This window comes from Streptomyces sp. NPDC021749 (assembly GCF_040640655.1).
Lineage (GTDB): Bacteria > Actinomycetota > Actinomycetes > Streptomycetales > Streptomycetaceae > Streptomyces.
The window spans coordinates 157,357-182,888 of record NZ_JBFACE010000012.1 but is presented as its reverse complement, the minus strand read 5'-3'; the positions used below and the strand labels follow the sequence as shown (position 1 = coordinate 182,888).

19 protein-coding genes are annotated in these 25,532 nt (G+C 74.6%); 6 read left to right on the top strand and 13 right to left on the bottom strand.

Features of this window, described 5'->3' with window-relative positions:
- Positions 1–51 precede the first annotated feature (51 nt).
- The 7 genes from AB0G35_RS15030 to AB0G35_RS15000 all read right to left on the bottom strand — a co-directional run bounded on the left by AB0G35_RS15030 (position 52) and on the right by AB0G35_RS15000 (position 7,079).
- Positions 52–999, bottom strand: a complete 948-nt coding sequence (locus AB0G35_RS15030; protein WP_360948551.1) for a hypothetical protein — start codon at positions 997–999, stop codon at positions 52–54.
- 58 nt (positions 1,000–1,057) lie between these two features.
- On the bottom strand, positions 1,058–2,581 hold the full coding sequence (locus AB0G35_RS15025; RefSeq protein ID WP_360948549.1) for a hypothetical protein: 1,524 nt from the start codon (positions 2,579–2,581) through the stop codon (positions 1,058–1,060).
- A 167-nt stretch (positions 2,582–2,748) separates the two neighbouring features.
- Entirely contained in the window at positions 2,749–3,807 is a 1,059-nt protein-coding gene (locus tag AB0G35_RS15020; RefSeq protein WP_360948547.1) for a DUF2891 domain-containing protein, read from the bottom strand.
- Complete coding sequence (gene pcp / locus AB0G35_RS15015; RefSeq protein ID WP_360948545.1) at positions 3,804–4,448, bottom strand: pyroglutamyl-peptidase I; 645 nt, start codon at positions 4,446–4,448, stop codon at positions 3,804–3,806. The genes AB0G35_RS15020 and pcp overlap by 4 nt, the downstream gene beginning before the upstream one ends.
- Before the next feature lie 86 nt (positions 4,449–4,534).
- Positions 4,535–5,503 carry a DUF979 domain-containing protein gene (locus tag AB0G35_RS15010; RefSeq protein ID WP_360948543.1) on the bottom strand — a complete coding sequence of 323 codons (969 nt, stop codon included), beginning with the start codon at positions 5,501–5,503 and terminating at the stop codon, positions 4,535–4,537.
- Positions 5,500–6,210 carry a DUF969 domain-containing protein gene (locus AB0G35_RS15005; protein WP_360948541.1) on the bottom strand — a complete coding sequence of 237 codons (711 nt, stop codon included), beginning with the start codon at positions 6,208–6,210 and terminating at the stop codon, positions 5,500–5,502. The genes AB0G35_RS15010 and AB0G35_RS15005 overlap by 4 nt, the downstream gene beginning before the upstream one ends.
- A 125-nt stretch (positions 6,211–6,335) precedes the next feature.
- Complete coding sequence (locus AB0G35_RS15000) at positions 6,336–7,079, bottom strand: GntR family transcriptional regulator (RefSeq protein WP_360948539.1); 744 nt, start codon at positions 7,077–7,079, stop codon at positions 6,336–6,338.
- A gap of 322 nt (positions 7,080–7,401) precedes the next feature.
- Here AB0G35_RS15000 and AB0G35_RS14995 point away from each other — a divergent pair, with 322 nt between their 5' ends.
- The 3 genes from AB0G35_RS14995 to AB0G35_RS14985 are packed head-to-tail and all read left to right on the top strand — an operon-like array spanning position 7,402 to position 9,706.
- Entirely contained in the window at positions 7,402–8,190 is a 789-nt protein-coding gene (locus AB0G35_RS14995; RefSeq protein WP_360948537.1) for a 5-oxoprolinase subunit PxpA, read from the top strand.
- Positions 8,187–8,810 (top strand): 5-oxoprolinase subunit PxpB, encoded by a 624-nt coding sequence (gene pxpB, locus AB0G35_RS14990; RefSeq protein ID WP_360948535.1) that lies wholly within the window; start codon positions 8,187–8,189, stop codon positions 8,808–8,810. Before AB0G35_RS14995 ends, pxpB begins: the two co-directional genes overlap by 4 nt.
- Positions 8,807–9,706, top strand: coding sequence for a biotin-dependent carboxyltransferase family protein (locus tag AB0G35_RS14985; protein ID WP_360948533.1), 900 nt, complete (start codon positions 8,807–8,809; stop codon positions 9,704–9,706). The genes pxpB and AB0G35_RS14985 overlap by 4 nt, the downstream gene beginning before the upstream one ends.
- Here AB0G35_RS14985 and AB0G35_RS14980 read toward each other — a convergent pair.
- From AB0G35_RS14980 to AB0G35_RS14960, 5 genes are all read right to left on the bottom strand, one after another.
- Positions 9,682–13,299, bottom strand: a complete 3,618-nt coding sequence (locus AB0G35_RS14980) for a hydantoinase B/oxoprolinase family protein (protein WP_360948531.1) — start codon at positions 13,297–13,299, stop codon at positions 9,682–9,684. The two genes, AB0G35_RS14985 and AB0G35_RS14980, sit on opposite strands and share 25 nt — an antisense overlap.
- A complete protein-coding gene (locus tag AB0G35_RS14975) occupies positions 13,296–14,282 on the bottom strand; it encodes an SGNH/GDSL hydrolase family protein (RefSeq protein WP_360948529.1) in 987 nt (328 codons plus the stop codon). The genes AB0G35_RS14980 and AB0G35_RS14975 overlap by 4 nt, the downstream gene beginning before the upstream one ends.
- Before the next feature lie 23 nt (positions 14,283–14,305).
- Positions 14,306–15,529, bottom strand: coding sequence for a glycosyltransferase (locus AB0G35_RS14970; protein WP_360948527.1), 1,224 nt, complete (start codon positions 15,527–15,529; stop codon positions 14,306–14,308).
- Positions 15,526–16,653 (bottom strand): glycosyltransferase family 1 protein, encoded by a 1,128-nt coding sequence (locus AB0G35_RS14965; protein ID WP_360948525.1) that lies wholly within the window; start codon positions 16,651–16,653, stop codon positions 15,526–15,528. Before AB0G35_RS14965 ends, AB0G35_RS14970 begins: the two co-directional genes overlap by 4 nt.
- Positions 16,654–16,822: 169 nt before the next feature.
- Positions 16,823–18,247, bottom strand: a complete 1,425-nt coding sequence (locus AB0G35_RS14960) for a HEAT repeat domain-containing protein (RefSeq protein ID WP_360948523.1) — start codon at positions 18,245–18,247, stop codon at positions 16,823–16,825.
- 310 nt (positions 18,248–18,557) lie between these two features.
- On the opposite strand from AB0G35_RS14960, the gene AB0G35_RS14955 reads away from it, so the two are divergent.
- Positions 18,558–20,024, top strand: coding sequence for a SpoIIE family protein phosphatase (locus tag AB0G35_RS14955; protein WP_360948521.1), 1,467 nt, complete (start codon positions 18,558–18,560; stop codon positions 20,022–20,024).
- Between the two features lie 190 nt (positions 20,025–20,214).
- Here the strand turns inward: AB0G35_RS14955 and AB0G35_RS14950 are convergent, their stop codons facing one another.
- Positions 20,215–21,744, bottom strand: a complete 1,530-nt coding sequence (locus AB0G35_RS14950; protein ID WP_360948519.1) for a hypothetical protein — start codon at positions 21,742–21,744, stop codon at positions 20,215–20,217.
- Positions 21,745–22,028: 284 nt separating this feature from the next.
- On the opposite strand from AB0G35_RS14950, the gene AB0G35_RS14945 reads away from it, so the two are divergent.
- Both AB0G35_RS14945 and AB0G35_RS14940 read left to right on the top strand, forming a co-directional pair.
- Positions 22,029–23,162 carry an aminoglycoside phosphotransferase family protein gene (locus AB0G35_RS14945; RefSeq protein WP_360948517.1) on the top strand — a complete coding sequence of 378 codons (1,134 nt, stop codon included), beginning with the start codon at positions 22,029–22,031 and terminating at the stop codon, positions 23,160–23,162.
- Between the two features lie 326 nt (positions 23,163–23,488).
- Positions 23,489–25,492, top strand: a complete 2,004-nt coding sequence (locus AB0G35_RS14940; protein ID WP_360948515.1) for an N-acetylmuramoyl-L-alanine amidase — start codon at positions 23,489–23,491, stop codon at positions 25,490–25,492.
- Positions 25,493–25,532: the final 40 nt, after the last annotated feature.

Genomic DNA, 25,532 nt, shown 5'->3' with positions numbered 1-25,532 from the left:
GGCGGACTTTCGTTGTCGTGGCGGGAGGCGGCGGGCGGGCGGGGCGGTCGGTCAGCCGGAGTGGAAGGGCAGTCCGGCGTCCGCGACCAGGTCGAGGGCGTCGGTGTCGTCGCCGGGCAGCAGTGAGGCGCTGCCGTCGGCGACCGGGACGATGCCGAGGTCCAGGAGCTCGGCCATGGCGGCGCTGCCGGCCATGTCGCGGACCTGGAGCTGGTAGCGGGCGGTGGTGCGGTAGGCGCCGCCGGCGTCGTCGCCGGTGCGCTGCAAGAAGCCGGAGTCGACGAGGAAGGTGACGGCCTTGGCGATGATGCCGGTGGTCGAACCGGCCAGCCGCCGGGCGTCCTTGGTGGCGCCGGTGGCGCTGCGCCGCGCGTAGATCCGCCAGGCGGATTCCAGGCCGGGGGCGTCGGTGGCCGGGTCGGTGTTCTCGCCCTGCTGCTCGGCGCGCTCCTCCAGGCGGCGGCAGGCCTGCCGGACGAAGGCGTCGACGCCGTTGACGGTGATCCGGCCGATGTAGCCGTCGTCGGCGAGGTCCTCGGGGCGCGGGAAGGCGAGCGCGGCGACGGCGAGGTGGGCCAGGCCGTGCAGGAAGCGGTCGGCGGAGTCGGCGGAGGCGCGGCGGGCGTAGTCGCCCATGCGGACCGCGAAGACGGAGTCCTCGGCGGCGGTGACGGCCATGCCGGCGCGGGTGGAGACCTCCAGGACGACCAGGCCCAGGCCGGTGGCGACGGCGTCGGCGAGCCGGGCGAAGGCGGGGTCGTCGCGGTAGCGGCGCAGGAGTTCGCCGTAGTCGGCGTCGCGGGCGGGCAGCAGTTTGGGCTGGAGTCCGAAGGAGACCAGCCGCGCGGCGTCCGCGGCGTCGGCGGGGGTGACGGGGGTGGGGCCGGAGGGCTGTCCGGCGGCCGGTGCGCCGTCGGCGGCGGGCGCGCCCCGGTCCGGTGCGCCGGGCGGGGACGCCAGGTCCGGCTGCGGCGTCTCGTCGGCGTCGTACGGGGTCACGGGGCTGGCTCCTTGCGGGGGACGGTCGGGTGCGGTGCGGGCGGGGTCGCGGGCGTCATCAGGCGACCTCCGAGCGGTCGGCGGCCATGCCCGCGGCGTCCAGCAGGGCGGTGCCGACGATGAGGTCGGCGCCGCCGAACTCGGGGTCGGTCAGCTCGGTGCCGTCGTCGACGGCGAACAGCAGCTGCTGTTCGCCCTGGCGGTAGGCGGTGCCGACCGGGGGGCTGGCGGCGTGCACCGCCAGCAGGGCGACGAGGTAGGGGAGCTCGGGGTCGCTGCGGCGGGCCTCGGCGAGCAGGCCGGAGAGCCGGCGGGGCGCGTCGGGCGGCAGGTCGAGCAGGGCCATCGCGGCGTCGAGCTGGGCCTCGCTGAAGCGGCTGTCGTCGGGGGTGGCCACCAGGTCGGGCTCGGGCATCTCGGCGCCGAGGTGCTCGCGTTCGACGGGCGGGGTGAGCAGCACCTCGACGAGGTCGCCGACGCGGACGGCCGCGGGGGTGCGCAGGCCCGTGCCGCGCGCGAAGAAGGCGTCGGTGACCCGGGTGGCCTGCTCGACGGGGAGCGGCAGGACGGGGGCGACGAGCTGGCCGTAGAGGTCGAGTCCGGCCCGGGCGGCGGGGGCGGCGAAGGCCTGCCGGTCCTGTTCGGCGCGGAAGAGCGGGCCGGCCTCCAGCAGCCGCGACTGGAGCTGGGTGTGGCGGCGGATGCAGTCCTTGACGATGTCGACGAGCTCGGCGGCGCGGCGCTTGTGCTCGGGCTCCTCGGTCTCGTCGCGGGCCTTGCGGATGTTGGTGAGGATGGCGTTCTCGTGGCGGTAGCGGTCCGCGACGTGGTCGAGCGCCTCGTTGATCATGTCGGGGACGGTTTCCAGCCAGTCGACCGCGCGGACGTTGCGCCGGGTGGCGTCCAGGGTCCGGCGGAGCGTCTCGGCGTACTGGACGGTGCGGTAGCGGGCCTGTTCGGCGGCGAGCTGGGCGTCGGCCAGCCGGCCGCGGCTGATCAGCACCTCCAGCTTGACCTCGGCGGCGATCTGGGCGCTGGTGACGTCCGTGTCGAGCGCGCCGACCAGGACGTTGACCGCTTCGTCGGTGGCGCGGAGGTAGACGCTGCCGCCGGCGCCGGGGACCTCTTCGATGAGCTTGAAGTCGTAGTCGCGGCGGACGTACTCGCCGTCGGTGGTGAAGGTGCCGTAGACGGCGCGGAAGCCGCGGTCGACGCTGCCGACGTTGATGAGGTTCTCCAGCACCCAGCGGGCCACCCGCTCGTGTTCGGCGGTGGGGCGGCCGGGGGTCTGGGCGGCGACCCGGGGGAGCACCTTGGCCACTATTTCCTCGTGGTCGGCGCCGGTGTCGAAGTCCATGTTGAGGGTGACCAGGTCGATGACGGCGAGCGCCACCTCCGCCATGGCGTAGACGCCGTACTCGCCCGCGAGGTTGGCCTTGCGCGCGTCGAGGTCGTGCAGCGGCGCGGTGCAGGCCAGGGCACGCAGCCGGCGGGCCAGGCCTTCGTCGGCGGCCGGGCCCGGCGCGGGGCGGTTGACCCCGTTGAGCTGGGGCGCAGCGGGCCCCTGGGCGGGAAAAGTCACGTCGCACAGAGTAGGCGCTCGCACTGACAACGGACGAAACGGCGCGGATCCGCTCGCGGGTGGAACGGCCGCCGGATCCCTTGACGGGCCGCTGGCGGGCGGCGCTTCGGCCGGTCGGCCAGTTTACGGCGTGGCCGGCCGCGGCCGGCCGCCAGGTCCGCTTCCGGTCACGCCCCGGAGGGGCCGTCGCCGGCCGGCGGTCCGTCCAGGGCGAGCACGGCGAAGGTGGCGAGCCAGTGGTCGGCGGTGAAGTCCCCGGAGACGGTGTGCGGGAGGGCGGCGACCAGGTGGTCGCGGGCGGCTGCGGTGAGGACCGGGGCGCGCGCGTCACCGTGGGGCAGCGCGGCGGCGATCCGGCGCAGTGCGGCCGCCCGGCTCAGCGAGAGCCCGAGGAGGTGGCAGATCTGCGGGTCGGCGGGGTCGGAGACGGTGGGCGGGGCGAGCAGGGCGGCCGGGGCGCGCCGGTCGAGGCCGGGCAGGAAGCGGTCCAGCCAGGCGGCGAACTCCGGGCGCGGCAGTATGCGTGCCATCGCCTCGGCCTCGCTCAGCGCCGGGGAGAGGAAGTCCTGGCCGGAGGGTTCCCAGTGGGCGGGCGCGGTGTGGTCGTCGGTGAACCAGCGGCGCAGCGTACGGGCGACCGGTCCGGCCAGCGTGGGGCGGCCGGCCGCGGCGGCGCTGTCGAGGACCAGGCCGAGGGCGAAGGCGCTGTTGGTGTGGGTGCCGTGGCGGACGGGGTAGGTGGCGCGCGGCAGCCAGGCGCGCAGCAGGGCGTCGACGGCCTCGGCGGCGGGCGCCAGGGCGGCGGCCCAGCGCTCCCCCGCGGCGCCGCCGAGAGCGCGGCACTCGGCGGTGAGCGCCAGCAGCCAGGCCCAGCCGTAGGGCCGCTCGAAGGACGGGTGGGCGCGCAGGTAGGCGGCCTCCGCGGCGAGGTGGTCGGGGGTGAGGTGGGCGTCGAGGACGGCGGTCACCGCCTCGTGGGGGATGCGCCGGGGGCAGCGGCGCAGCAGCCGGACCAGCAGCCAGTGCATGTGGACCGCGGAGTGCCAGTCGTACGAGCCGTGGAAGGCGGGGTGGTGGGTGCGGGGCGGCACCAGGTCCTCGGGGCCGGCGAGCAGGTGCATCGGGGCGTACGGGTAGGCGCGGGTCACGTTGGCGCGCGCCAGGGTGGCGAACCGCTCGGCGTGGGCGGCGAGTTCGGTGGCGTGGGCGCCGGTGGCGGTGCTCAATGGGTGGCTCCGCCGGCGATGCGGAGGTCGGTGCGGGTGCGGGCCGTGGTGGCGGCGATCTCCCGCAGTGCCCGGGCGGCCGCGTCGACCGGGAGGGACGGCTGGGCGCGGTCGGTGACCTGCTCGGGGGCGTAGGGGACGTGGACGAATCCGCCGCGCAGGCCGGTGAGTTCGGTGGCGATGAGGTGGGCGAGGCCGTAGAAGACGTGGTTGCAGACGTAGGTGCCGGCGGTGTTGGAGACCGAGGCGGGCAGGCCGGCGGCGCGTATCGCGGCCACGCAGGCCTTGATGGGCAGGGTGGAGAAGTAGGCGGCGGGGCCGCCGGGCACGACCGGTTCGTCGACGGGTTCGGCGCCCGTGGCGTCGGGGATGCGGGCGTCGTCGACGTTGAGGGCGACGCGTTCGACGGTGATGTCGGGGCGGCCGCCGGCCTGGCCGGCACAGATGACGATCTCGGGGCGGGTCTCGTCGATCGCGGCGCGCAGTACGGCCACCGACGCCCCGTAGACGCAGGGCAGTTCGACGGCGGAGGCTTCGATTCCGGGCGGCGGTTCGGCCGCGGCGGCGCGTACCGCCTGCCAGGAGGGGTTGACGGCCTCTCCTTCGAAGGGGGCGAATCCGGTGAACAGTACCCGGGTCATACGGTCGTCCTCGGTGCGCGGGGTCAAGGGAGGGAACGGCGCGGGCACGGCGGTGGGGCGCCGTGCCGCGGCGGGGGCGGGCCGGTTCAGAAGGCGAACAGCGCCATGATCACGATGTTGCAGCCGAGCAGGACGCCGGCGGTGGGCAGTTGGGCCTTGATGGGCCCGTACTGGTCCTTCAGTTCCAGCAGGGCGGCCGGGACGATGTTGAAGTTGGCGGCCATCGGCGTCACGAGGGTGCCGCAGAATCCGGCGAGCATGCCGACGGCCAGGACGGCGGCGGGGTTGCCGTGGAAGTGCCCGATGAGGACGGGCCAGCCGACGGCGGCGGTCATCACGGGGAAGGCGGCGAAGGCGTTGCCCATGATGATGGTGAAGGCGAACATGCCCACGCAGTACAGGGCGATGGCGAGGTACAGGGAGTCCTTGGGCAGGACGGAGGTGGTCAGTTTCCCGACCTGGTCGCCGACGCCGGAGACCTGGAAGATGGCGCCCAGTGTGGCCAGCATCTGCGGCAGCAGCATCGCCCAGCCCATCGCCTCCAGCATGGAGCGGCCGGCCTGGACGGGCACCGCGATCCGCTTCTCGCGGAGCATGACCATGCCGACGACGAGGGCGGCGACGGCGCCGATGCCCAGGCCCAGGATGGTTTCGCTGCCCTCCTGGAGGACCGGTTCGCCGCCTATGGAGAGGTGTTTGACGCCGACGGCGCAGGCCATGGCGACGGCCGGGATGGTGAGCGCGGGGACGAACAGCTTGTTGCCGAGCCGGGCCGCGCTGGCCGTGCGCTCCTCGGGGGTGGTGGTGCGCGGGGTGCCGCGGCCGGTGAAGCCGAAGCCGGCCAGGCAGGCCATGACGAGGACGGCGACGCCGAGCGGCTCGGCGGGCGCCTGCTTGGTGACGACCCAGCTGCTGTAGACGAAGCCGGCGCCGATCAGGCCCCAGAAGGCGCCGGTGCCGTAGCGCTTGGGGTTGCTGCGGTCGGTGAGCATCTGGGCGGCCATCACCAGGAAGCTGAGGCCGACCAGCCAGTAGAACCACTCCGCCTTGATCACTGGGCTGCCTCCACTGCGGTGCCGGACGGGACGGGGGCGGCGCGGAGTTCGCGCTCCAACTGGCGGTCCAGGCGCAGCAGTCGCCAACCGTGGACCAGGAAGGCGCACACGGCGGTGGGGATGGCCCACAGCGCGAGGTGCAGCGGTTCGAGGTGGGTGCCGTAGGTGGTGTTGACGAAGCCGGTGATCAGCAGGATCGAGCCGACGGCGAGGAAGACGTCCTCGCCGAAGAACAGGCCGACGTTGTCCGCGCTGGCGGAGAAGGACCGGATCTTCTCCCGGGTCCGTTCGGGCAGCCCGCCGTATTTCCGCTCGGCGGCGCCCTCGGCCATCGGGACGGCGAGCGGGCGGACGGTCTGGGCGTGCCCGAAGACGTTGGTCAGCCCGACCGCGGCGCCGATCTGCCGCAGGCCCAGGTAGAGCGCGAGGAACCGGCCGGTGGTGAGCCTGCCGAAGCGGGCGATGAGGGTGCGGGCGCGTTCCTGGAGGCCGTAGCGCTCCAGGAGGCCGATGACCGGGAGGGTGATGGCGAAGATGGTCACCGCCCGGCTGCCGGCGAAGCCCTCGCCGAAGGCGGCGAGGACCTTGCCGGGGGACAGTCCGCCCAGGAGGCCGGTGGCGATGCCGGCCACCGCGACGACCAGGAGCGGATTGCGTTTCGTGGCGAAGCCGATCACGACCACGAGCACGCCGAGGAGCACGATCATGGATCCGCCTTCCGCGTACGGGACCGCAGGGGGTCGGGGAGAGGGGTGAAGAGATTGCAGCGGAGGCTAGGCGATTGTTCAACGATCCGACAAGGGGTCTGCAGGGGCGAACCTCGGACCGCGTGTCAGTCCCGGGCGATGTGCTGCGCGTAGGCGCCCGACAACTGGGTGCGCGAGTCCTCCAGGTAGGACAGCAGCAGCCGTTCGGCCTCGGCCGCGTCGCCGGCCTGCAGGGCTTCCACGATCTGCCGGTTCCGGGTCAGATAGGGCGCGTGGAACCGCCGGGGATCGGCCATGACGTGGAAGACCAGCCGCAGTTCGGCCAGCACGCCGCGCATCAGCTCGTCGGTGCGCGGGCTGCCGGCCAGCGCCACGATGCCCTGGTGGAAGCGGATGTTGGCGGTCGACAGGTCCTGCCAGGCCCGGTCGCGGGAGGCGGCCTCACCGGCCTGCACGGCCGCCTCGACGGCCGCGATGGCCTCGGTCGTCGGGTCGTCGTAGGGCCCCTGGCCCAGACTGCGTACGGCCGCGCACTCGACGAGCGTGCGGACCCGGTAGATGTCGTCCAGGTCCTCGACCGTCACGATCCGCACGAACACCCCGCGGTTGAGCTCGTGCACCAGCAGCCGCTCGTGCGTCAGCAGCCGGAAGGCCTCGCGCAGGGTGTTGCGGGAGACGCCCAGCGCCCCGCCGATGCTCTCCTCCGACAGCCGGGCGCCGGGCGGGAAGTAGCCCTCGGTGATCCGGTCGCGCAGGATGTCGGCGACCCGCTCCGCCGTGCTGGCGCGGCCCAGCAGGGCCCGGTCCCGTTCCAGTCCCGCGACCTCGGCGAGCCGCCGCTGGTCGTTCTTCGCCGCTTGGCCGGCCATCTGGCTCCCCGCTCTCGTGCCGTGCCCGGCGGCCGTCCGGGCCGTCCGGGCGTCGTGTGGACGGAAGTCAATCCCAGATCCGGGGACAAGACAACGGAACCCTTCCCGGAGCCCGCACACCTCTTGTCGGATCGTTCAACGATCCTCTACGTTATCCCCCAACGCCGGTCGGCTCGGGTGCCCTCGGGGGAGAGTCACTACGGATACGGGCCGGCCGGTTCGCGCCTGCCGTCACCTCCCCCGCCCGCAACCGGGCCGTGACGCCCTGCCCCGGCCCGCCCGGCCCGCCCGGCCGGCACCGAGCACCCTGGAACGGAGCGACATGAGCGACGCGGTGGACTCCCTGGGCGACGCCCCCGTCATCGACCTCAACGCCGACCTCGGCGAGGGCTTCGGCCGCTGGCAGCTCACCGACGACGAGGCCCTGCTCTCCGTGGTGACCAGCGCCAACGTCGCCTGCGGCTTCCACGCCGGCGACCCGGCCACGATGCGCCGGGTCTGCGCACTGGCCGCCGAGCGCGGGGTGGTCGTCGGCGCCCAGGTCTCCTACCGCGACCTGGCCGGCTTCGGCCGCCGCGCGATGGACGTACCGCCGGACGAACTCGCCGACGAGATCGCCTACCAGATCGGCGCCCTGGACGTCTTCGCCCGGGCCGCCGGCGCCCGGGTCGGCTACGTCAAACCGCACGGCGCGCTCTACAACCGCTGCGTCCACGACGCGGAGCAGGCCGGCGCGGTCGTCGCCGGCATCCGGACCGCGGGCGGCGGGCTGCCGGTCCTCGGGCTGCCCGGCTCCCAGCTGCACGAGGCGGCCCGGCAGGCCGGACTGCCGGTGGTCGGCGAGGCGTTCGCCGACCGCGCCTACACCGCCGCGGGCACCCTCGTACCGCGCCGCGAGCCGGGCGCGGTCGTGCACGACCCCGACGAGGTCGTCAAGCGCGCCCTGGGCATGGCCCGGGACCGCGCGGTCACCTCACGCGACGGCCGCCGGGTGGAGATCACCGCCCGTTCGCTGTGCCTGCACGGCGACACCCCGGGCGCGGCCGGCCTGGCCCGGCGCGTACGGTCCGAGCTGACCGCGGCCGGGGTGCGCATCCGGAGCTTCGTATGAGGCCGCTGCCGGTCGGCGAACACGGGCTGCTGATCGAGCTGGACAGCGCCGAGGAGGTCGGGGCGCTCCACGCCGAGCTGCTGCGCCGGTCCGCCGACGGCACCCTGCCGCCGGTCGGGGAGATCGTGCCGGCCGCCCGCACGGTCTTCCTGGACGGCCTGGCCGACCCCCGCGGGCTGATCGCCGAACTCGCCACCTGGGACGTTCCCCCGCGCCCCGCCGACGACCGGCCGGCCGTGGAGATCCCGGTCCGCTACGACGGCCCCGACCTCGCCGACGTCGCCGCCCTGTGGGACACCACCCCCGAGGAGGTCGTCCGCCGGCACTCCGGCACCACCTTCCACGTCGCCTTCTGCGGCTTCGCGCCCGGCTTCGGCTATCTGACCGGGCTGCCCGAGCCGCTGCACGTGCCGCGCCGGGACACCCCCCGGACCAAGGTCCCGGTCGGCTCGGTCGCGCTGGCCGGCCCGTACACCGGGGTCTATCCGCGCTCCTCCCCCGGCGGCTGGCAGCTGATCGGCACCACCGACGCCGTGCTGTGGGACCCGCGCCGGGAACCGGCCGCGCTGCTCACGCCCGGCACCCGCGTCCGCTTCGTCCCCCTGGAGACCGCCCGATGACCGACCGCGCCCTCGCGGTGGTCCGGGCCGGTGCGCTCACCACCGTGCAGGACCTCGGCCGTCCCGGGCACGCCCATCTCGGGGTGCCGCGGGCCGGCGCCCTGGACGAACCCGCGCACCGCCTCGCCAACCGCCTGGTGGGCAACCCCGAAACGGCCGCCACCCTGGAGACGACACTGACCGGCTGTGCCGTACGGGTGCGGACGGCCACCACGGTCGCGGTCACCGGCGCGCCCTGCCCGGTGACCGTCGACGGGCGCCCCGCCCCCTGGGGCGCCCCGGTGCACGTCCCGGCGGGCGCCGTCCTGGACGCCGGAACGCCCGTGCACGGGCTGCGCTCCCACCTCGCCTTCGCGGGCGGGATCGGCACCGAGGAGGTGCTCGGCAGCCGCGCCGCCGATCTGCTCTCCGGGCTCGGCCCCGATCCGCTCACCGACGGCGCGGTGCTGCCGCTGGGCGACCCATACGGCCCGCCCGCCGCCGCGGACGCGGTACCTCACCCGGGACCGGTGACCGAGCTGCGCCTGCCGTTCCTGCCCGGGCCGCGGGACGACTGGTTCACCGCGGCCGGGCTGCGCACCCTGACCACCGGCCGCTTCGCGGTCTCCGCGGCCAGCAACCGCATCGGGCTGCGCACCGAGGGCCCGCCGCTGGAACGCGCCCGCACCGGTGAACTCCCCAGCGAGGGCATGCCGTTGGGCGCCCTGCAGGTCCCGCCGAACGGCCTGCCGGTGCTCTTCCTGCACGACCACCCCACGACCGGCGGCTACCCGGTCGTCGGTGTGGTGCCCGAGCGTTTCCTGGCGCCCGCGGCGCAGGCGGTGCCGGGCACTCCGGTCCGGTTCGTCCGGCTGCCCCGGCAACGGGCCGGTCAGCCGCCGTCCGGCTCCCCGTAGCCCCCGCCGCCGGGCGTCCGCAGCACCAGCACGTCGTCCACCCCGGCGTCCGCCGCGTCACAGCCCCGGAGCTCCTCGCAGGAGCCGTCGGCGCGTTCGATGAGGTTGGCGCCCAGCGCGCCCGGGGCGCCGCCCGCCATGCCGTACGGCGGGACGCGGCGGTGGTTGGTGAGCAGGGCGAGGGTCACCGGTTCCAGGAAGCGCAGCCGGCGCTCGACGCCGCAGCCGCCGTGCCAGCGTCCGCGGCCGCCGCTGCCGCCGCGGATCGCGAAGGCGTCGACACGGACCGGGTAGCGCCATTCCAGGACCTCGGGGTCGGTCAGCCGGGAGTTGGTCATGTGGGTCTGCACGGCGTCCGCACCGTGGAAGCCGTCTCCGGCGCCGGAACCGCTGGCCACGGTCTCGTAGTACTGGACCCGGTCGTTGCCGAAGGTGAGGTTGTTCATCGTGCCGGAGCCCTCGGCCTGGACGCCGAGCGCGGCGTAGAGCGCGCCGGTGACCGCCTGGGAGGTCTCCACGTTGCCCGCGACGGTGGCCGCCGGGAAGACCGGGGCCAGCATCGAGCCCTCGGGGATGCGGACCTCGACGGGCTTGAGGCAGCCGCTGTTGAGCGGGATGTCCTCGGCGACCAGGGTGCGGAAGACGTACAGCACGGCGGCCATCACCACCGAGGTGGGCGCGTTGGCGTTGCCGGGCTGCTGGGGCGAGGTGCCGGCGAAGTCCAGGACGGCGCTGCGGGCATCGCGGTCGACGGTCAGCGCGACCCGGATCTCCGCGCCGCCGTCGGTCTCGTAGCGGTAGCTGCCGTCCGACAGCCCCGCGATGATCCGGCGGACCGACTCCTCGGCGTTGTCCTGGACGTGGCCCATATAGGCCCGTACGACGTCCAGCCCGAACTGGTCGGTCATCCTGCGGAGTTCCTGGATGCCCTTCTCGTTGGCGGCGATCTGGGCGCGCAGATCGGCGAGGTTGGCGTCCGGCGAACGGGACGGGTACGGCCCGGAGGTGAGCAGTTCACGGGTCTCGCGCTCGCGCAGCGCGCCGTCCCGCACCAGCAGCCAGTTGTCGAAGAGGATGCCCTCCTCCTGGATGGTGGTGCTGAACGCGGGCATCGAGCCGGGGGTGATGCCGCCGATCTCGGCGTGGTGGCCGCGGGACGCGACCAGGAACAGCAGCTCGTCGCCGTCCGGGTCGAACACGGGCGTGACGACCGTGACGTCCGGGAGGTGGGTGCCGCCGTGGTACGGGTCGTTGATCGCGTAGACGTCGCCCGGCCGCAGGTCGCCGCGGCGCCGGCGCAGCACCTCCTTGATGGATTCCCCCATCGATCCCAGGTGCACGGGGATGTGCGGGGCGTTGGCGATCAGATTGCCCGCGGCGTCGAACAGCGCGCAGGAGAAGTCCAGCCGCTCCTTGATGTTGACGGAGTGCGCGGTGTTCTCCAGCCGGACGCCCATCTGCTCGGCGATCGCCATGAAGAGGCTGTTGAAGACCTCCAGCATCACCGGGTCGGCCTCGGTGCCGACCGCGGCCCGGTCGCCGCGCGGGCGGGTGCGGGTCAGCACCAGGTGCCCGCGGTCGCCCGTCTCCGCCTGCCAGTCGGGGTCGACGACGGTGGTCGCGTCGGCCTCCGCGATGATCGCCGGGCCGGTGAGGACGTCACCGGGCCGCAGGTCGGTCCGCCGGTACAGCCCGGTGTCCCGCCAGCGCCCGCCCGCGTACATCCGCACCGTCGCGGCGGGGGCCAACTCCCCTTCCCGGCCGCCGGTTTGCGCCTCGTAGCCGCGGGCGCCGCCGGACTCCCCGCGGGCCTCGACCGACACCGCCTCGGCGACCAGCGGCTTGTCCATGGTGAAGCCGTACCGCTCGCGGTGCATCCGGACGAACTCCTCGGCCATCGCCGTGGCGTCGCCGAGCGGTACACCGAGGGTGGAGTCGGTCCCGGCGTAGCGGACCAGCACCCGGGCGCGGGTGGAGATCGACGCGTCCGGGACGCCGTCGTCGAGGAGTTCGCGGCGGGTCTGGTCGGCGAGCGCGGCGCACTCCTCGTGGACGTGGTCGAGCGCCGCGGGGTCGGAGAACTCCGCCTCGACGGCCTGTTCGCGCATCGCGGTGGCGTCCGCGACGCCGATGCCGTACGCCGAGAGCACCCCGGCCAGCGGCGGCACGAGGACGGTGTTGACGCCCAGGGCGTCGGCGACCGCGCAGGCGTGCTGGCCGCCGGCGCCGCCGAAGCTGGTGAGGGCGTAGCGGGTGATGTCGCGGCCGCGCTGGACGGAGATCTTCTTGACCGCGTTGGCCATGTTGAGCACCGCGATGTCCAGGAACCCGGCGGCGACCTCCTCGGGGCCGCGGCCGTCGCCGGTCTCGGCGGCGGCCCGGGCCGCCAGCTCCGCGAAGCGCTCCCGGACCGCCTCGTCGTCCAGCGGCTGGTCGCCTTCGGGTCCGAACACCGCGGGGAAGTGGGCCGGCTGGATGCGGCCGAGCATCACATTGGCGTCGGTGACGGTCAGCGGGCCGCCGCGGCGGTAGCAGGCCGGTCCCGGGTCGGCGCCGGCGGAGTCGGGGCCGACCCGGTAGCGGCGGCCGTCGAAGTGCAGGACGGAGCCGCCGCCGGCCGCGACGGTGTGGATGTTCATCATCGGGGCGCGCATCCGGACGCCGGCGACCTCGTTGCCGAAGACCCGCTCGAACTCACCGGCGTAGTGCGAGACGTCGGTGGAGGTGCCGCCCATGTCGAAGCCGATCACCCGGTCGTGGCCGTCACCGGCCTCGGCGGCCGTACGGACCATACCGACCACGCCGCCCGCGGGGCCGGAGAGCACCGCGTCCTTCCCTCGGAAGTGTTCGGCCTGGCGCAGCCCGCCGTTGGACTGCATGAACATCAGCCGGATGCCCGGGAGCTGGGCGGCGACCTCGTCGACGTAACGGGCCAGGATCGGCGAGAGGTAGGCGTCGACGACGGTGGTGTCGCCACGCGGCACCAGCTTCATCAGCGGGCTGACCTCGTGCGAGCAGCTGACCTGGGTGAAGCCGGCCTCCCTGGCCAGCTCGGCGACGGCCTGCTCGTGGCCGGGGTGGCGGTAGCCGTGCAGCAGGACGACGGCGGCGCTGCGCAGCCCGTCGGCGTGGGCCCGGCGCAGCGCCTCGCGGACCCGGTCGGTGTCCAGCGGCCGGACCACCTCGCCGTGGGCGCCGATCCGCTCCGGCACCTCGATCACCCGGTCGTAGAGCGCCTCGGGCAGCACGATCCGGCGGTCGAAGATCCGCGGGCGGTTCTGGTAGGCGATCCGCAGCGCGTCGCGGAAGCCCTCGGTGATGAGCAGCACGGTCGGTTCGCCCTTGCGTTCCAGGAGGGCGTTGGTGGCGACGGTGGTGCCCATCTTGACGACCGAGACCCGCTCGGCGGGCACCGGTTCCTCCAGGCCGAGACCGAGCATCGTCCGGATGCCGGCCACCGCGGCGTCCCGGTACCGCTCGGGGCGGTGCGAGAGCAGCTTGCCGGTGACCAGCCGCCCGTCCGGGCGTCTGCCGACGACGTCCGTGAACGTGCCGCCGCGGTCGATCCAGAACTCCCAGCGTCCGGTCGTCATCCCGTCATTGTCGCAGCGCCCTGGGCGCAGGCGACGGCTTTCGGCCCGGGGAGGGCGGCCAGGGCGGCGCGCGTGGTCCGGTCGGCCGCGGCGTCCAGGACGCGCCCGGTGCCCGCGAGTCCGTGCCGGCACTCCCGGACCGCGAGGGCGAGCAGCCCGGGCAGCAGATCCGTACAGCGGGCGACGACCCAGCGGGTGCCCCTGGTGGCCATCCACAGGGCGGAGCCGGTACGGGTCGGCGGCGGCCCGTCGAGGGTGAGCGCGGGCGGCGGGCCCACGGGCAGGCCGGCGGCGGCCAGCTGCGTGTGGAATCCGCGGGCCAGCAGCCGGTGCCCGCGTTCGCCGGGGTGCAGCCGGTCCACGCTCCAGGAGGCGCGTTCGGTGACCCAGGGGTGCTCGGCCAGGTGCAGATGGACGCCCCCGTGGCGGGCGGCGAGCGCGTGGACGACGGTGTTGACCGCGCGCATCCGGCGGGCCAGCGGCCGGGCCAGCGGCGCGGGCAGCCCCAGCATCCGGCCCGGATCGGGCAGGCAGGCCGTCAGGACCACGGTCCCGTCGCCGCTCAGCGCGCCGTACGCCCGGTCCAGTGCGGCCGCGACCCGCTCGATGGCGAACGCGGCGCGCAGGGTGTCGTTCGCGCCGACGACCAGCGACGCGAAGTGCGGCCGGTGCGCCCGCGCGGCGGGCAGCTGCCGCTCGGCCACGTCCGCCGCCAGCGCCCCGCTGACCGCCAGGTTCACCAGCTGCACGCTCTCCGGCCGCTCCCCCAGCGCCGCGGCGAGCAGCACCGCCCAGCCGCGCCAGCCCCCGCCCGGACCGGGATCGCCCAGCCCCTCGGTCAGCGAGTCCCCGAGCGCGACGAAGCGGACGGGTTCCCCGCCCCGGGCCGGCCCCGGCTGCGCCTCGGGCGGCCGTCCGGGGGGCGGCTGCTCCGGTACCGGTCGTTCCGCTGCCGCCGGTCCCGTGGGCGGCTGCTCCGCCATCGGCCCCGTTGTGGACCGCACCGTCACCACCCGCCCCGGGGGCCCGCCGGATACGGCGCGGCCGGTAGGGCGGTGACGGGCCGGGCCAGCGGTACGTCGGCGTCGTGCGCCGCCAGGAAGGCGTCCACGGCCGGCTGCCAGCCGTACCCCTCGGCCTGTCGGCGGGCCGCGGCGCGCCGGGCCGCCTCGGGCCGGGCCAGTACCCGCTGCACGGCGTCGGCGAAGGAGGGCCCGTCGTCGAGCGCGGTGTCGCCCCCGTCGCCGACGAGCCCGGCCAGCGCCGACGCCGCGCTGGCGACCACCGGAGTGCCGCAGGCCAGCGCCTCCAGGGCGGCCAGCCCGAACGTCTCGGCGGGACCGGGCGCCAGTGCGAGATCGGCGCTGGCCTGCAGGGCGGCCACCCGGTCGCGGTCGGCGAGGTGTCCCAGGAACGACGCGGGCAGCCGCTCGGCCCGCGCACGGGCGGCCAGCCGGGCCCGCAGCGGCCCGTCACCGACCACCACCAGCGCCGCGTCGACGCCGCGCCGGCGCAGCTCGGCGAGCGCGTCCAGGGCCCGCCCTGGCCGCTTCTCCTGCGACAGCCGGGAGCACATCAGCAGCAGCACCTCGGCCCGGCCCGCGCACCGGCGGCGCAGCTCGGCGCTGCGGCAGTCCGGGTGCCGGGCGGCCAGATCGACCCCGAGCGGGGCGCGTACGACGTTGCGCGCGCCGGCCCGGGTGAACTCCGCGGCCGCCCACTCGGTGGTGCACACCACCCGGCTGTAGGCGTACGCGGTACGGCGGTTGAGCCGGTCGGCGGCGGCGCGGGCGAGCGGCCGCGGCACGCCCCAGGTGCGCAGCACCCCGTCCACGCTCTCGTGCGACACCATCACCGCGGGGACCCGGGCCCGGCGGGCCCACTCGCCCGTCCAGCGCAGCGTCGTACGGTCCGACACCTCCAGCCGGTCGGGCGCCAGCGCCGCCAGCAGCCGCTGCACCCGGCGGCGGTCGGTCAGCATCCGGTAGCCGCCACTGCCGGGCAGCGCGGTCCCCGGCAGGGTGAACACCCGCCCCTGCGCGGTGAGTTCCTCGTGCGTCCGGTCGTGACCGGGCGGGCCGGGCACGATGAGCACCGGTTCGTGTCCGGCGGCCCGGTAGCCGGCGCCGAGCGCGGCGAGCGCGGTGCGCAGTCCGCCGGAGGACGGGGTGACGAAGTTGGCGATCCGTACGATCCGCAGGCCCGTCGTGCGGGCCGGTCGCCGGTTCATGCCGCCACCGCCGTCCGGTCGGTGAGCACGTCCTCGTAGTGGCCCAGCAGTTGGTCGCCGACCGCCTCCCAGGTGCGGTCCGCGACGGCCCGGCGGGCCGCGGCGCCGTACCGCACGCGTAGTTCGGCGCTGCCCGCCAGGAAGCGCACCGCGTCGCGGAACGCGCCGCCGTCGCCGGGGGTGACCAGCAGCCCCGTACGGCCGTGGTCGACCAGATCGACCGGCCCGCCGGCCCGCGGCGCCACCACGGGCACGCCCGAGGCCATCGCCTCCTGCACGGTCTGACAGAAGGTCTCGTAGGGCCCGGTGTGCACGAAGACGTCCAGGGAGGCGTAGAGCCGGGCGAGTTCGTCACCGGTGCGGCGGCCGAGGAAGCGGACCTCCGGGAGCGCGGCGCGCAGCCCGGCGGCGCTGGGGCCCTCGCCGATGACGACGGTGCGGACGCCCGGCAGCCGGGAGGTCTCGGCCAGCAGCCGGACGTCCTTCTCGGGGGCGAGCCGCCCCACGTACCCCACCAGCAGCTCCCGTCCGGCGGTCAGCGAGCTGCGCAGCACCGCGTCCCGCCGTCCCGGGTGGAACCGGATGGAATCCACCCCGCGCGGCCACAGGTGGACCCGGGGCACCCCGTGCTCGGTCAGGTCCAGCAGCGCCGCGCTGGAGGGTGCCAGGGTGCGGTCGGCGGCCCCGTGCACCGCGCGCAGCCGCCGCCAGGCGGTGGCGGTGCCGCCGCCGAGGTAGGTACGGGCGTAGCGGCCCAGGTCCGTCTGGTAGACGGCGATCGCGGGCACCCGCAGACGGGCCGCGGCGGCCATCCCGCGGGCACCGAGGACGAAGGGGCCGGCGAGGTGCACCACATCGGGCCGGTGCCCGGCCAGCGCCGCGGACAGCCGCCGTCCGGGCAGCGCGATCCGCACCTGCGGGTAACCGGGCAGCGGCATCGACGGCACCCGCACTACGGGGCAGGGGCTGTCATGCGCAACGGGTCCGGGCGCGGCGCCACCGAGCGGCGCGATGACGAGCGGATCGTGCCCGCGGCGGACGAGGTGGCGGGCGGTTTCCAGGGCGCAGTGGGCGACGCCGTTGACATCGGGCGGGAAGGATTCGGTGACGATGACGACACGCATAGGGCTGTTGTCGGCGGACCGTGCGTGGAGCGAGCCACGTGGATCTTTCCAGCCGGCGAACATTCCGCTGCGCTTTGCGATCCCTCCCACGTACCTGCCTGCGGCGGCGCCGCGAAGCGCAGCGGAACGGCGAGCAACACCCGCGGCGGGACAGCCAAGTACGTGGGGCTCAAACCGCCGACGCGTCGGGACCGAAGCGGCTGCGGACGGCCGTTTGGACCTCGGCCTCCTCGGCCGGGTCGGCGGCGAGTCGGCGGAGCTGTTCGACGACCCGGTCGTCGCCGGTGGCGGCGTGCCGGGCGGCCAGTTCGCGGGTGGTCTCCTCGCAGTCCCAGAGGCACTCGACGGCGAAGCCGGCCGCGAAGCCGGGGTCGGTGACGGCGAGCGCGGCGGCGGCCCGGCCGCGCAGGTGGGAGGAGGACGTCTCGCGGTAGATGTGCCGCAGTACGGGGGCGGCGCAGGCGACGCCGAGGCGGCCGGTGCCGTCGACCAGCTCCCACAGGCCGTCGGCGTCCGGGCCCTCCGCCCGTACGGTACGGCGCAGCGCGGCCAGCACCAGGTCGGCGTCGCGCTGCGCACCACGGCGGGCGAGCACGGCGGCGGCCGAGGCGCCCAGCCGGTCCGTACGCGCCGCCCAGTCGCGGGCCCGCTCGACGGCGGCCACGCTCCGCATCCGTTCGAAGGCGGCAAGCCCGGCGGAGACCAGCTGCTCGGAGGAGAAGGGGCAGGTGACCGCGGTCTCGATCAGGTCGAGGACGTCCGGATCGCCTCGCTCGGCGAGGTGGTGCAGCACCGCGGCGCGTGCCGCGTCCGGGCCGCTGCGGGCGGCCCGGAGCAGTTCGGGGCGGTCCTCGGGTCCGACGACGGCGGCCAGACAGCGGGCGGCGGCGAGGTGACGGTGCTCCGCGGGCTCCGGCTCCAGGCCCTCCTCGGCCCAGCGGAGGACGTCCGCGACGCCCCAGCCGGGGCGCGGTCCGCGCGGGCGCAGCTGGCGCTGCCAGCGGTCGAAGGAGCCCTGTTCGCCGGCGGCGGTCAGCCGGGGGCCGTAGCGGGGGTCCTCGGCCCACAGCCGCCAGGGCCGGGGCTCGTAGGCGTCCCGGACCGCGGCGGCCAGCTCGGCGCGGCCCTGCTCGGTCTCCGGGAAGCGGGCGAGGACGGCGGGGGCGAGGGACATCAGCCCGGCGTCGTCGTCACGCAGCGCGAGCTCGTCCAGCGCCCAGCGCCAGTTGCTGCCGACCGCGGCGTAGCTGCGCAGCAGCAGCCGCGCCGCGTCCCTGCCGTACGCGGCGAGGTGGCCGAGGACGGCGAGGGCCAGGCCGGTGCGCTCCTCACCGGTGTCGGTGAGGTCGTCGGGGTGGAAGAGGTGGCGTTCGATCTCGTCGAGCCCGCCGTCGAGCTGCATGTAGAGGCGCGCGTAGTACAGCGAGCGGTTCTCCACCTGCCAGTCGCGCCGGGGGTCGCGCAGCACGCTGTCGTTGAGCGCGGCGAGCGCCTCGGCCCGCGGCGCCGCGAGGGCGTGCAGGGTCCCGTCGCCGCGGCCTCGCTGCAGGAGGCCGAGCAGGGTGCCACTGGGCGCTATGTCTGGATCGAACATGAGGTCAGCATCCGGTGCGGGGGACGGGCTGGCAACGGGATTTCCGCTGACCGGCATTCTTGCCGGTGACTACGGGCCGTATGCCTCGTTCCCACCATGGATCGGCAGCAACGCCTGCAGTACGGCGGCCGAAGCCTAGCCTGGAACCTGTCGTTCCGCCGATTCTCCCCGACTTGCCAAGGGAGGCCGGAGGCATATGCCAGCTGCACCACCGTATCGGGTAGTGCCAAATCCCTTACGCAGGGTCGCCGCCTGTGCCACAGTCGTTACCGGCCCTTCAGCCCGGCGCCGCCTGATCACGGAGTACGTCATGCCGTCCCCTCTCTTCGCGGACCACCCAGCCGACCGGCCCCCCGAGCGCGACACGGTCGAGGCCCTGATCACGCAGGCCCGCCGCCTGCGCGGCGGCCTCGACGCGGTGCGCCGGGAGTCCACGGTGGACACCGGCCTCGCCCCCGACCCGCAGCTTCGCTGGCAGCGGGCACTGTGCGATCTCGCCGTGCACCACCTCGACGATCTCGGGGGCCATCTCGACCAACTGAGAGAGGGCCTGCCCACTGAGAGTGACGACGGCCCGGAACCGGCGACCGAGGTACCGGCGGTCCCGGCCGGGCTCGAACGCCCCGCGCGCGGTGCGCTGCTGCGCCGGGTGGGCAGCGCCGAGTGGAATCTGCTCACGGACGAGGTCAGCTGGTCCGACGAGCTGTTCGCGATCTTCGGCCGGTCCCCCGCCGACGGCCCGCTGACCCTGGACGAGCTGCCGTCCCTGGTGCACGCGGAGGACCAGGAGGGGCTGGCCGCGATGGTCACCGACTGCCTGGTGGACGGGCGGCCGATCGACGGCGAGTTCCGCATCGTGCGCCCGGACGAGAGCCTGCGCACGGTGCACATGGTGGGCGAGCCGGTGCTGGACGCCGACGGCAGTACGGCCTGTATGTGGGCCGTCCTGCGGGACGTCAGCGAGCTGCGCCGCAGCCAGCAGGCGGTGCGCGAGACCCGTGAATCGCTGCACCGCGAGCGGCAGCTGGCGCAGACCGAGCACCGGCTCGCGGTCGAGCTGCGGGAGGCCGTGCTGCCGCCGTGTCGGGGCTCCCTGCGGTTCCCGGAGGGCGGCCCGGTCACCCTCGACCTCGCGGGGCGTTATCTGCCGTCCGGCACCCACACCCTGATCGGCGGTGACTGGTACGACGCGATGCAACTCCCGGACGGCCGGACGCTGTTGAGCGTCGGCGACCTCACCGGGCACGGCGTCGCCGCCACGTCGGGGATGGCGATGGTGCTCGGCGCGCTACGCGGTATGGCGGTCGCCGGGCACCGTCCGGGGCAGTTGATGGGGCTGCTCAACCAACTGCTGGACACCGCCGCCCAGCCGGCGCTCGGCAGTGCGGTCTGCGGCAGTTTCGATCCGGAGACCCGCACGCTGGAGTGGGCCCAGGCCGGGCACCCCGCACCGCTGCTCTTCCGCGGCGGTACGGGGCGCGCGCTCGACCCGCCCGAGGGCGTGCTGCTGGGGGCGACGTCCGGGGCGGCGTACACCCAGCGCGCCGAGCAACTGGAGCTCGGTGACCTGCTCGTGCTGCACACCGACGGGCTGGTTCCCCGCCGGATGGACGGGCCCGGCACGGACCAGGAGAGCGCCGAGCGGCTCCTGGCGCTGGCACCGCGGTTCGCCACGGCCCGGAGTGCGCAGGACTGCGTCCGCATCGTCGTCGAGGAGTTCGGCGGCGCCGAGCGTGAGGACGACGCGTGTGTGCTGATCGCCAGGGTCGGCGACTGACACCCACCGCGGCAGCCGAGGGCGGACCGGCATCGTACGAGCCGGCCGCCCCGCACGCATGAGGCGCGGAGCCGTCGGTGGACGGACCCGTGAGGCATGAGACCGTCGGGGCCGTGCGCCACGGGGTCGCCGGACCTGTGCGGAACGGGGCCCTGGGGCGACGGATCGGGTCAGCGGCGGCCGGGGGGCGTCAGACCGAGAAGTTCGGCCCCAGGCCCGTGCCGATGCCCGGGCCCAGGCGTGATTCCTTGGACTGGGGCCTGGGCTTCGGCAGGACATCCTGGATCTCCTCGCGCAGGTCCTGGATCTTGGCGTAGTTCGCGTACTGGCCCGTGAGCCGGAACATCTCGCGGAGCCGGTCCCAGGTGCGGTGGGAGGAGTTCTCACCGATGGACACCAGGGCCAACCTGGCGTAGCGGTCGGCCTGTTCGGGGTCGTCGCCGATGAAGCAGGCCGAGGCCATGGAGATGTAGTCGAAGATCTGTGAGCGCTGGAAGCCGCTCGCGCGGAGGGCCAGGGCCTGCTTGGCGTGGTGCTGGGCGATCTTGGCGGCCGTGGGGTCGTGTTCGGCGAGGGTGCGGAACGCCAGCGCCTGCATGCCGTGCAGATCCGCCTCGTCGAACATCTGCATCCAGCACGGGGGCGGGACGTCGCCCTTGTCCGAGACGAACAGCTCCTCGGCCTCGCCCAGGGTGCGGCGCATCGCCTGGCCCTGGCCCTTGGACGCCTGGGCCCAGGCCTCGATGGTGTGCAGCATGGCGCGGGTGCGGGGCAGGGTCTCCTCGCCGGAGCCGGACTTGGCGAGTTTCATCAGGTCCAGCGCGTCGTCCGGGCGGCCCAGGTGGACCATCTGGCGGGCGGCGCGGGAGAGGGCCTCACCGGCGCGCGGGCGGTCGCCGCCCTCGCGGGCCGCATGGGCGGCGATGATGAAGTACTTCTGGGCGGTGGGCTCCAGGCCGACGTCGTGCGACATCCAGCCGGCCAGCACGGCGAGGTTGGCGGCCACGCCCCACAGCCGGCGCTGGAGGTGGTCGGGATGGCGGTAGGCGAGCATGCCGCCCACCTCGTTGAGCTGCCCCACCACCGCCTTGCGCTGCAGCCCGCCGCCGCGGGCCGCGTCCCAGGCGCGGAAGACCTCCACCGAGCGCTCCAGCGCGTCGATTTCCTGCGACCCCACGGGGGCCGCCTCGTAGCGGTCGAGGCCGATCTGGTCGAGGTCGTCGAAGGAGTCGGAAGCGAACGGGTCGTCGTGGCGGGAGGCGCCGGAGGGGGCCGGATCGGTGTGCAGCCAGTCGTGCATGGCGCCGGTGAGTGCGGAGCCCGCGGCGAGCGCCGCGCCCGCACCCACCAAGCCGCGTCGGTTGAGCATGAGGTCCATTCCCGTGAATTCCGTGAGGACCGCAGCGGTCCGTTCGGGAGCCCACGGCAGACCGTCCATGGCCTGCCGCTTCCCCAAGCGACCGGTTCTGGCGAACCCGAGGTCCTCGATGGTTACGACACGGCCGAGGCGCTCGGTGAACAGGGAAGCCAGGACCTTGGGCACGGGATCCCGGGGCGTCTCCCCCATGTCGATCCAGCGCCGCACTCGCGAGGTGTCGGTCGCCAGCTGCGGATGGCCCATGGCCGCCGCCTGCCGGTTGACGAGCCTCGCCAGCTCTCCCTTGGACCAGCCGGCCAGGCCGAAAAGGTCCGCGAGACGGGTGTTCGGCTGCCTGTCCACGTCAAGCCCCCAGGTTCCTCGACTGAGTTGACAGTAACGGCCGGTGACATGCGCTGCGACCATTCGCCAGGGTTCGCCAGGGCACGCCAGATGGTCTGCCACCCGCAGCCGAGTGTTCTGTAGACGTGCCGCCCCCGGCCCGGTGGCGGGACCGCATTCCCCAGGGTGCGCGCCCTTCACAGGGACCCTGGATCGGCCTCCTGCACGGGGCCCGTTCACGGGTTCCCTCCACCGGGCCGGGAGCGCACGCAACTCGTCGGCGCACGAAGGGATCTGTCTCACCCATGTATGCAGCATCGTCCGCCGTGACCGCCCCCGCCCGGCCGCACCGCCCACACCCGACGGGAAGCGGGCCGTATCTCGCCCCCGCTCCTGCCGCGGGGGCGGTCCCCGGTCTCTCCGGTGGCCGGACCCGGCGGGCACCGGGGACGGGCACCCAACCGCTCAGCGGGCGACTCGACTTGTCCGGGCCCCAGGGCGCACAGCTGCGCGCCGCGGTCGCCTCGGTGCACCGCATCTGTCCCGAGTTCAATCCGGTCCAGGTGCTGCGCCGGAGCGGCAGATCCGTCCTCCTCGCCGGCACGACCGGCCGTATGACCGCGGTCGCCAAGTGTTTACTGGACCAGTCCCCGGCGTGGGCGGAAAGGTTCCGGCAGGAAATAAGCGCATACCGCGCATTCGTCCGGCATCGTCCGCCGGTACGGGTGCCGCGGCTGGTGGCGGCGGATCCCGACAACTGCACGCTGATCGTGGAGCGGATGCCCGGCCGGGTCGCCGCCATGACCCGGCACCCCGCCGAGGCGCCGCCCCGGGCGGACATCCGTGCGGCGATCGGTGCGGTCTGCCAGATCAACCGCTGGCGTCCGCCGGGCGGGCTGTTCGACGCCCCGCTGGACTACGCCGACCGGATCAGCCGCTACCACGACCTGGGGCTGCTCACCGACCGCGACCTGGGTGACCTGCAGAAGCTGATGCACGGCCTGTCGCACGTGCAGGGCCAGTTCAATCATGGCGACGCGCTGCTGAACAACATCCTGCTGTCGCCCGCCGGGCCGGTGCTGCTCGACTGGGACAGCGCCGGCTGGTACCTGCCCGGCTACGACCTGGCGACCCTGTGGTCGGTGCTCGGCGACGCCCCGGTGGCGCGCCGTCAGATCAGCCAGCTCGCGCAGAACGCCGGCACCGCCTCGCGGGACTCCTTCCTGGTGAATCTGATGCTGATCCTCACCCGGGAGATCCGGCGCTACGAAACCGCGGTCCAGCGGACCATGCGCGAACCCGCGCCAACGGGGACTCCGGGCCCGGGACAGCCCGGTGCCCCCACGGCGGGCGAGGAGCAGCGGCTGCTCCTGCGCCGGCTGCACGACGACTGCCAGATGGCTCGCCGTGCGGTACGGGCGGCGGTCGGCACCCGCTGACCGCCCAGGGGAAGTGTCTTCTGCACGGCACTTCCCGAGGGGGATTGTGAGCGGCGCACCCGGTGGCGGGAGGCGCCGCTCACCCATGTGCGCCGCACCGTCATTGGTCCATTCCACTGACGCCCCGCAGGCCGGGCGGCGGTCCGGGAAGGCTCCTCTGGAGATGCCCTGACATGCGAAATCCCGATCCGGTGCGGTGTTTGACGGTCCGTCGGCCCACCTATGGCTCTGGGCCCCACGGGGCTCTACTCTCGGGTCCACCCCGTACAGCCGTTGGTGCACCATCCGTCACACCGCCCGGCTCGGGCCGGACCGAGGAGGCTGCTTTGCGAGGATCCGCCCCGGAAGACAAGAGAACCCATCGCCCCGCCCTGCGCAGGTCCACGACAGCGGTGGCGGCGGCCGTGCTGCTGCTGCCGCTTGCCGGAGCACCGTCCGCGAGCGCCGGGCAGCCCCGGACGGACGCCCTGCAGCGGGCCTTCACCGAGGCTGCCGCGCGCTTCCACGTACCGCGCAGCGTGCTGCTCGGCGTCTCGTACCTGGAGTCGCGGTGGGACGGCCACGGCGGCGCGCCGAGTGTCTCCGGGGGCTACGGCCCGATGCATCTGACCGACGCGCGGACGGCGCTGGCACGGGCGCCGGAGTTCAGCGAGGGTGACGAGGACGCCCGGGGCGACGCCTCGCGCCCCCGCAAGCGGGTCCCCCGGGGCGCGGCGCTCAGGGCCGCGCTGCCCGCCGAACTCCCGGCGCGACTGCGCACCTTGCCGGCCGCGGCCCGGCTGACCGGGTTGCCGGCCGAGCGGTTGCGTACGGACCCGGCGGCGAACGTGCTGGGCGGGGCGGCGCTGCTCGCGGCGGAGCAGCGCCGGCTCGGGCTGTCCGCCGAGGGCGACCCGGCCCGGTGGTACGCGGCGGTGGCGCGCTACGGCGGTCAGGACGATCCGCGCGCCGGCAAGGCGTTCGCGGACGAGGTGTTCTCGGTGATCCGGCAGGGCCGGGCGCGGACGACCGACGCCGGGCAGCGGGTCAGTCTGCGAGCGGCCCCCGGTCTGGTCCCGGACGCCGGGCAGCAGAAACGTCTCGGCGGCGCCGCCGACCGGGCCTCCGCGCCGGGTGGCGACCGTGGGCCGGAGTGCCCGGAAAGCGTCGCGTGCGAGTCGGTCCCGGCGCCGTACGAGGAGTTCGGCGACCACGACTACGGCAACCACGACAAGGCGGACCGGCCGCGGGACCAGAAGGTCGACACCATCGTCATCCATGACACCGAGGGGTCGTGGGACGTCACGCTGAAGCTGATCAAGGACCCGACCTATGTGTCCTGGAACTACACCGTGCGCTCCTCGGACGGGCTGATCGCCCAGCACGTGCCGGGCAAGGACGTCGCCTGGCACGCCGGCAACTGGTACGTGAACTCGCACTCCATCGGCATCGAGCACGAGGGTTTCCTGGCCGCCCCGGACGCCTGGTACACGGAGGCGATGTACCGGTCGTCGGCCCGGCTGGTGAAGTATCTGAGCCGCAAGTACGACGTGCCGCTGAACCGGCAGCACATCCTGGGCCATGACAACGTGCCGGGCACGACGACGTCCACGATCCCGGGGATGCACACCGATCCCGGGCCGTACTGGGACTGGGCGCACTACTTCGAGCTGCTGGGCAAGCCGTTCCACGCCACGGCGGGCAAGCACGGCGGACTGGTCACCGTCCTCCCCGACTACGACCGCAACCGGCCGCGCTACACCGGCTGCGAGAAGCCGGGTGCCCCCTGCGCACCGCACGGTTCCGCGGCGGTCCGGCTGCACACCGCGCCGAGCGAGAGCGCTCCGCTGGTCAAGGACGTCGGGCTGCACCAGGACGGCAGCGACTCGACGGACGGGGTGAACGACACCGGGGCGCGGGCCACGGCGGGGCAGCGGTTCGCGCTGGCGGGCCGGGAGGGTGACTGGACCGCGATCTGGTACCTCGGGCAGGTCGCGTGGTTCCGCAATCCGCACGGTGCGCCGACGGCGGTGAACGCCAAGGGGCTGGTCGCCACCCCGAAGGCCGGCCGGGAGGAGATCCCTGTCTACGGCCGGGCGTACCCGGAGAAGGCCGCCTATCCGGCCGGGGTGCCGTACCAGTCGGTTTCTCCGCTGCCGTACACGATCACGGCGGGGCAGCGGTACGCGGTCGGCGGCCGGGTGACCGGCGAGTACTTCTACGCGCCGACGTTCGACGTGTCGAAGCACGCGGTCGTGCGCGGTGAGGACGTCTACTACGAGATCCAGCTGGGGCACCGGGTGGGCTACGTGCGGGCGGCCGACGTGGAGGTACGGCGGTCGGGTTCGTAGCCCCGGGTGGCCGGGGGAAACGCCGCGCCCGGTGGACGGG

Bases quoted from the DNA above. Each gene is read 5' to 3' on its own strand.
- pcp (WP_360948545.1), bottom strand. From the start codon at position 4,448: ATGACCCGGGTACTGTTCACCGGATTCGCCCCCTTCGAAGGAGAGGCC.
- AB0G35_RS15005 (WP_360948541.1), bottom strand. From the start codon at position 6,210: ATGATCGTGCTCCTCGGCGTGCTCGTGGTCGTGATCGGCTTCGCCACG.
- AB0G35_RS15000 (WP_360948539.1), bottom strand. From the start codon at position 7,079: ATGGCCGGCCAAGCGGCGAAGAACGACCAGCGGCGGCTCGCCGAGGTC.
- AB0G35_RS14995 (WP_360948537.1), top strand. From the start codon at position 7,402: ATGAGCGACGCGGTGGACTCCCTGGGCGACGCCCCCGTCATCGACCTC.
- pxpB (WP_360948535.1), top strand. From the start codon at position 8,187: ATGAGGCCGCTGCCGGTCGGCGAACACGGGCTGCTGATCGAGCTGGAC.
- AB0G35_RS14985 (WP_360948533.1), top strand. From the start codon at position 8,807: ATGACCGACCGCGCCCTCGCGGTGGTCCGGGCCGGTGCGCTCACCACC.
- AB0G35_RS14980 (WP_360948531.1), bottom strand. From the start codon at position 13,299: ATGACGACCGGACGCTGGGAGTTCTGGATCGACCGCGGCGGCACGTTC.
- AB0G35_RS14975 (WP_360948529.1), bottom strand. From the start codon at position 14,282: ATGGCGGAGCAGCCGCCCACGGGACCGGCGGCAGCGGAACGACCGGTA.
- AB0G35_RS14970 (WP_360948527.1), bottom strand. From the start codon at position 15,529: ATGAACCGGCGACCGGCCCGCACGACGGGCCTGCGGATCGTACGGATC.
- AB0G35_RS14965 (WP_360948525.1), bottom strand. From the start codon at position 16,653: ATGCGTGTCGTCATCGTCACCGAATCCTTCCCGCCCGATGTCAACGGC.
- AB0G35_RS14960 (WP_360948523.1), bottom strand. From the start codon at position 18,247: ATGTTCGATCCAGACATAGCGCCCAGTGGCACCCTGCTCGGCCTCCTG.
- AB0G35_RS14955 (WP_360948521.1), top strand. From the start codon at position 18,558: ATGCCGTCCCCTCTCTTCGCGGACCACCCAGCCGACCGGCCCCCCGAG.
- AB0G35_RS14945 (WP_360948517.1), top strand. From the start codon at position 22,029: ATGTATGCAGCATCGTCCGCCGTGACCGCCCCCGCCCGGCCGCACCGC.